This window comes from Cellulomonas uda, assembly GCF_006538705.1.
Classification (GTDB): Bacteria; Actinomycetota; Actinomycetes; order Actinomycetales; family Cellulomonadaceae; genus Cellulomonas; species Cellulomonas uda.
Window position 1 is genome coordinate 1 of sequence record NZ_BJLP01000084.1, and the last position, 5,597, is coordinate 5,597.

General features: G+C 67.6%; 5 protein-coding genes and 2 pseudogenes. 4 read left to right on the forward strand and 3 right to left on the reverse strand.

The window, feature by feature from the left end; all coding sequences use genetic code 11:
* The 3 genes from CUD01_RS16685 to CUD01_RS16025 all read left to right on the forward strand — a co-directional run.
* A partial coding sequence (locus tag CUD01_RS16685) for an SGNH hydrolase domain-containing protein (protein ID WP_280525834.1) occupies positions 1-373 on the forward strand: 373 nt, incomplete at its 5' end.
* A 345-nt stretch (positions 374-718) separates the two neighbouring features.
* Positions 719-1,294 carry an RHS repeat-associated core domain-containing protein gene (locus CUD01_RS16020; RefSeq protein WP_141322497.1) on the forward strand — a complete coding sequence of 192 codons (576 nt, stop codon included), beginning with the start codon at positions 719-721 and terminating at the stop codon, positions 1,292-1,294.
* Positions 1,291-2,148, forward strand: coding sequence for a hypothetical protein (locus CUD01_RS16025; RefSeq protein WP_141322498.1), 858 nt, complete (start codon positions 1,291-1,293; stop codon positions 2,146-2,148). Before CUD01_RS16020 ends, CUD01_RS16025 begins: the two co-directional genes overlap by 4 nt.
* Before the next feature lie 849 nt (positions 2,149-2,997).
* On the opposite strand, the gene CUD01_RS16030 is transcribed toward CUD01_RS16025, so the two are convergent.
* The 3 genes and pseudogenes from CUD01_RS16030 to CUD01_RS16035 all read right to left on the reverse strand — a co-directional run bounded on the left by CUD01_RS16030 (position 2,998) and on the right by CUD01_RS16035 (position 4,909).
* The gene (locus tag CUD01_RS16030) at positions 2,998-3,390 is read right to left on the reverse strand and encodes a hypothetical protein (RefSeq protein ID WP_208405413.1); all 393 of its coding nucleotides are present in this window, start codon (positions 3,388-3,390) and stop codon (positions 2,998-3,000) included.
* Complete coding sequence (locus tag CUD01_RS17470; protein WP_503826115.1) at positions 3,363-3,593, reverse strand: DUF8616 domain-containing protein; 231 nt, start codon at positions 3,591-3,593, stop codon at positions 3,363-3,365. Before CUD01_RS17470 ends, CUD01_RS16030 begins: the two co-directional genes overlap by 28 nt.
* Positions 3,594-3,664: 71 nt before the next feature.
* Positions 3,665-4,909, reverse strand: a pseudogene (locus CUD01_RS16035) (IS256 family transposase).
* A gap of 75 nt (positions 4,910-4,984) precedes the next feature.
* Here CUD01_RS16035 and CUD01_RS16040 point away from each other — a divergent pair.
* A pseudogene (locus tag CUD01_RS16040) lies at positions 4,985-5,533 on the forward strand (IS3 family transposase); the annotation flags it as partial.
* Between the last annotated feature and the right edge of the window lie 64 nt (positions 5,534-5,597).

Below are 5,597 nucleotides of genomic sequence, written 5' to 3' on the forward strand. Positions count from 1 at the left end.
GTCCGCGACGTGGCAGCGCCTGAGCGACGCCGGGATCGACGTCGCCGTGCTCGGGGACACGCCGTGGGTCGGGATCGACGTGCCGGAGTGCGTCGCGCAGCACCGCGACACCTGGACCACCGAGTGCAGCCCGGACTCGGCCGCGCCGGAGCGTCGCTCGAGCCTGGCGCAGCAGCAGGCCGCCGCCGACGCGCTGGGCGTGCCGCTGCTCGACGTCACGGACCTGCTGTGCCCGGACCAGCAGTGCCCCGCGGTGATCGGCGGGGTGCTCGTGTGGCGGGACGTGAGCCACGTGACCGCGAGCTACGCCCGCACCCTCGAACCCGAGCTGCGCGACTGGCTGGTGCCGCTCGTCGCGGCCGCCCCGAGGTAGCGCCTGCACCGACACCCTCGCGCACATTCTGGCGCGGGTCCTGTCGATCGACCTCGCAGCTCGCGACCAGCACGGCCGGAGCCTGACCCAGGCGTGGACCGCGAAGTCGGCTACGTCGTGCTCCGCGCCGAACCCCGCCTCTGAGGTGGGTGGAGCCGCGCCCTACTGGCACCAGTACTCCTACGACACGCTGGGTCGGCGCACCAAGCTGGTCCGCAACGCAGTCGGTGCGCAGACGACGAAGGCGCAGACGACATACGCCTACAGCGCACACCGCCTGACGTCGACCACGTCGACGGCTGGGGTCACGACCTACGGGTACGACTCGGTCGGAACCGTACGTCCATGCAGACGCCCTCGGGCGCCACGACCTACTCGTGGGACGCCGAGGGCGAGCTGCGCGGTGTCCAGGGCACGTCTGGGTCGAGCGTGTCGTCGGTCTACGACGCGTCCGGTGAGCGGCTCACGCGTACCGACGCGTCGGGCACCACCGTGTACCTGCCCGGCGGGCAGGAGTTCACCGTCGCGGCGTCGGGCAAGGTGTCGGTCACGCGCCTGTACTCGTTCGCGGGGTCCACGGTCGCGATCCGTACCGGGCGTGGTCTGGCCGGGGTGTCGTCGCTGGTGTGCGACCCGCACGGGACACCGTTGGCGTCGGTCCCGAACGCCGAGCGCGGTGAGGGCAAGGTCGTCAGGGCGTACACCGATCCGTTCGGTGGTGCCCGGGACGGCAGTCTGCTCACGCTCGCGAGCGACCGGCAGTTCCTGGGCAAGACCCGAGACCACGCCAGCGGGCTGACGTTGCTGGGGGCCCGGTACTACGACGAGGCCACCGGCACGTTCGTCAGCGTCGACCCCAGCTCGACCCCCAACAACCGGCGCAGTTCCACGCCTACGTGTACTCGGGTAACAACCCGATGACCTGGTCGGACCCGTCGGGCCTGTGGTGGAACCCGATCAAGGCCGTGGCCAAGGCGGCCAAGTCCGTGGGTTCGTGGGCCAAGCGCAACCAGGCCGAGATCATCGGAGCGGTCGCCGGGACCGTGGTGTTCGCCGGGTGCATGGCCGGCTCGTTCGGCCTCGGCTCGGTCGGGTGCGGTGTGGCAGCAGGAGCCGTGGGCGGTGCGGTCACCCAGGCGTGGAAGATCGACGTCCAACACACCGAACGGTTCTCCTGGAGCTCGCTCGCCACAGCCACGGCCTTCGGCGGGATCTCCGGGTTCGCCGGCGGTGCCCTGGGCAAGGCCGCCGCGACGTTCATCGCGCCCGTGGCCAAGACCGCCGTCGCCGCAGTCGCCAACTCGGTGCGCTCGGTCACCTCCAAGGCCGCCACCGGCGCCGGCGGCGCGGCCCGAGCGATCGGCGCCGGTGCCAGCAGCGCCGCCCGAGCGATCGGCACTGGCGCAGAGGCCGTCGCGAAGCGGGCGACTAGCGTAGTGTCGAAAGCCGGCGGCGCCGCAAACAGCGGACGAACCGTCGCCATGGGCAGGAACATGGCCGACCGGGTCATCCCGTACGCACAGAAGAACGGCTACGACTGGTATAAGGGAACGCCCGGTTGGGTGCCGCGAGGAGCGATTGAGAAGGTCTCCCCGAGGGCGCTCGAGAGAACCGACCTGTGGTTCAACAAGCGGTGGATTAAGGGCGAGATGCGCAACGGCTCACGGATCATGGATATCGGCGAACCCCCTGGCTACCCGCCCAGCACCTTCTACAACATGGAGCGCCAGCAGGTCAGCGGGTATTGGAACTACTTCCAGGACTTCCAGCCATGATCCGCATTCGCCGATGCCAGCCGACGGGCTTCATTCGCCGACGTCGCTACGAGGTCGAGTTCGTCGAGCCCACCACTGGCGAGACACGGTGGAAGAGAGAGACCACCACGCCAGTGACGTTGATTGATCAGCATGTCGGGGTCAGCGAGGCTTGGGCTCTCGTCCACGCCGCGGACGAGGCGTGGGACGCGGGTTCGCCGCAGTGGATCAGCTTGCCGGGGACGCCCCCCGAATGAAGTCGGGGTTCAGGGGCTTCGTCCGAGCGCTGATCGCCGCCGCGCTGCTTACTATCGGCGCGACGGCGAAGGGCGACGCAAACGTCTTCATTGGTTCGTCTTTCCGGGAGGCGAGTCGGTCTTTGGTCGGATCGAGGGGCCGATCCTTTGCAAGAAAGGAAACTCGATCCAGCAGTGGTTTGAGGAGGCCTGGTGATGGAGACGTTTCGACGAAGCTGGCACGGGTGGATCCACTCGTCGTGCGGCTACTCCGTCGGGTTGATGGGTCGCACCCGAATCCAGTATCGAGACGCGCATGGCGAACTATCGATCCCTTGCGGAGGCGATGAGCAAGTCATGGACGAACATTGTTGTTGACACAACGTCGATTCATGACGGCCCCGAACTGCCGCGATCCGCGGTCATCGATCGGCTTGAGCGGGCATTCGCGTTCACTGGATTGACGTTGATTAGGGCCAATCGCGATGGGCCGGGCGGCGGATAGGGGCCAGGTGTGTCCGCGTTCCGTGGAGTCGGATAGCGCCTGCACCGACGCCCTCGGGTCCCGCAAGAACCCTCATTCGAGGGCCCTTCCACGTCACCACACCCGCCGGGCCCTCACCTACCGAGCCAATCAAGAAGTCCCGCCAGTTTCTGCCTGGCCCCGCCACCAAGACTCGTCTCGCTCAGCGTTCTCGAAGAACTCGATCTCCGCAAGGGCGTGCGCAACGAAGGGCTCGGGCAACCGCACACCGTGATCCGCGACGTAGTGCGCCAACCCTTCGGGCCAAACGTAAGTCCCGTCGCTCAACTCCAGCGAGCCGTTGCTCTTTCCGCACATCCGACAGGGCGAATAGCCCATGTACGCGCGCGCGACGAATCCTCGCCGGAGATAGTCCTTGATCTCGTCGCGGACGTCCAAGTCCCACGCGTCGTCGACGAAGTCGGACGGCGAGGGCCACCCAGGAGCACCTTCACCGACCCAGTACCCAATCAAGATCAGCCCTGCGGATTGAACCATCGCCATTCCCCGCCATCGTAGAACTCGAACGACTTTCCGCTGCTACTGGCTCCAATATCCGTCGTCGGCGCCTGGACCCGCACACCCAACTCGTTCGCCAAGTCTTGTCCAAATGAACCCGAAGGGCACCCAGTCTGACACGAGAGCAACCGCACGTTTCGACCCCCCAGGCCAGGGCGAATCTTCGCAGCCAGCTCAGCCGCTGACATCCCCGCCAGGTCATCCGGCGACGGTCAAGTCCCTGGGAGTGGTGTAGCCGTCGGGCGTGATCCTCGGAGGTTCAGGCGGACAGTGCGAGGGGCTGCTCCTGGGGGTCGGGGTCGGTGGTGGTGATGAGGTTCAGGCGGGCGCGGTGCAGGACGTCCAGGGCGAAGTAGCGTCGGCCTTCGGCCCATTCGTCGTGCTGCTCGGCCAGGACCGCGCCGACCAGGCGGGTGATGGAGTCCCGGTCGGGGAAGATCCCCACGACGTCGGTGCGCCGGCGGATCTCCTTGTTCAGCCGCTCCTGAGGGTTGTTCGACCAGATCTGCCGCCAGATCTCCTTGGGGAACGCGGTGAACGCGAGCAGGTCCGCCCGGGCGTCGTCGAGGTGCTCGGCCACGGCCGGCAGGGGTGCGGTGACCTGGTCCAGGAGCTTGTCGAACTGCGCGTTCACGGAGTCGGCGTCGGGCTGGTCATAGACGGAATGGAGCATCGCCTTCACCGCTGGCCACGAGTTCTTCGGGCAGGTGCTCATGAGGTTGGCGGCGTAGTGGGTGCGGCAGCGTTGTCAGGCGGCTCCGGGCAGGTTCGCTGCGATGGCTTCGACCAGGCCGCGGTGAGCATCGGAGGTCACCAGCCGGACCCCGGCAAGTCCGCGGGCGACCAGGTCGGCGAAGAACACGTTCCACGCCTCCTTGGTCTCAGCTGTGGTGACGGTGCAGCCCAGGACCTCGCGGTGCCCGTCACCGTTGACGCCGGTGGCGACCAGCACGACGGCGTTGATGACACGTCCGGCCTCGCGGACCTTCATCGTCAACGCGTCCGCTGCGACGAACGTGAACGGGCCGGCGTCGAGCAACGACCGGGTGCGGAACGCGGCGACCTGCCCGTCGAGGTCGGTGGCCATGCGTGAGACCTGCGACTTCGACAACGACGTGATCCCCAACGACTCGACCAGCTTGTCCATCCGGCGGGTGCTCACCCCGAGCAGGTAGCAGGTCGCCACGACCGAGATCAGGGCGGCCTCGGCGCGCTTCCTGCGCTCGAGGAGCCAGTCGGGGAAGTAGGACCCCGTGCGCAGCTTGGGGATCGCGACGTCGATCGTGCCGAGGCGGGTGTCCAGGTCCCGGTGCCGGTAGCCGTTGCGCTGGTTCGTCCGCGCGGGCGACGGCTGGCCCCACTCGGCGCCGCAGACCGCGTCGGCCTCGGCGGACAACAGCGAGTTGATCACCGTGCCGAGCAGGTGCCTCATCAGGTCGGGCGAGGCGTCGGCCAGGGCCTGGCCCAGGACGACTCCGGGGTCGACAATGCGAGGTGCGGTCATCGTGATGCTCCGTTCGAGAGTGCTGTGGAAGGTTCACTCGAAGGATCACGCGGTGACCGCGCCGTCGTCTACGACGACGACCACTGGTCCCGCGGCTACACCACTATCAGGGACGCCACTCCGAACCGGTTGTGGCTCTGGGACATCACCGAGCACGCCACGGCCGAGGGCAAGCTGTACCTGTGCGCGATCAAGGACGTCTACTCCAACCGGATCGTGGGGTACTCGATCAGCGACCGCATGAAGTCCCGCATCGCCGTGAACGCCCTGGCCAGCGCCGTGCAACGCCGTCGTGACGTGGCCGGTTGCATCGTGCACTCGGACCGGGGCAGCCAGTTCCGCAGCAGGAAGGTCCTGCGCGAACTGGACCGTCACGACCTGCTCGGATCCATGGGCCAGGTCGCATCGGCAGGGGACAACGCGGCCATCGAGAGCTTCTTCCCGCTGCTGCAGAAGAACGTCCTGGACCGCCGCCGCTGGGCCACCCGGGCGGAACTTCGCCTGGCGATCATCACCTGGATCGAACGGACCTACCACCGCCGCCGCAGGCAAGCCCGACTCGGCCGACTGACACCCATCGAGTTCGAGGCCATCATGACCACTCAGGTCGCACTCGCCGCCTGAGACCAACTGTCACCTATCCGTGCAGCAGACCCCGGTGATGCGGGTGATGGTCTGGACGCCCTGG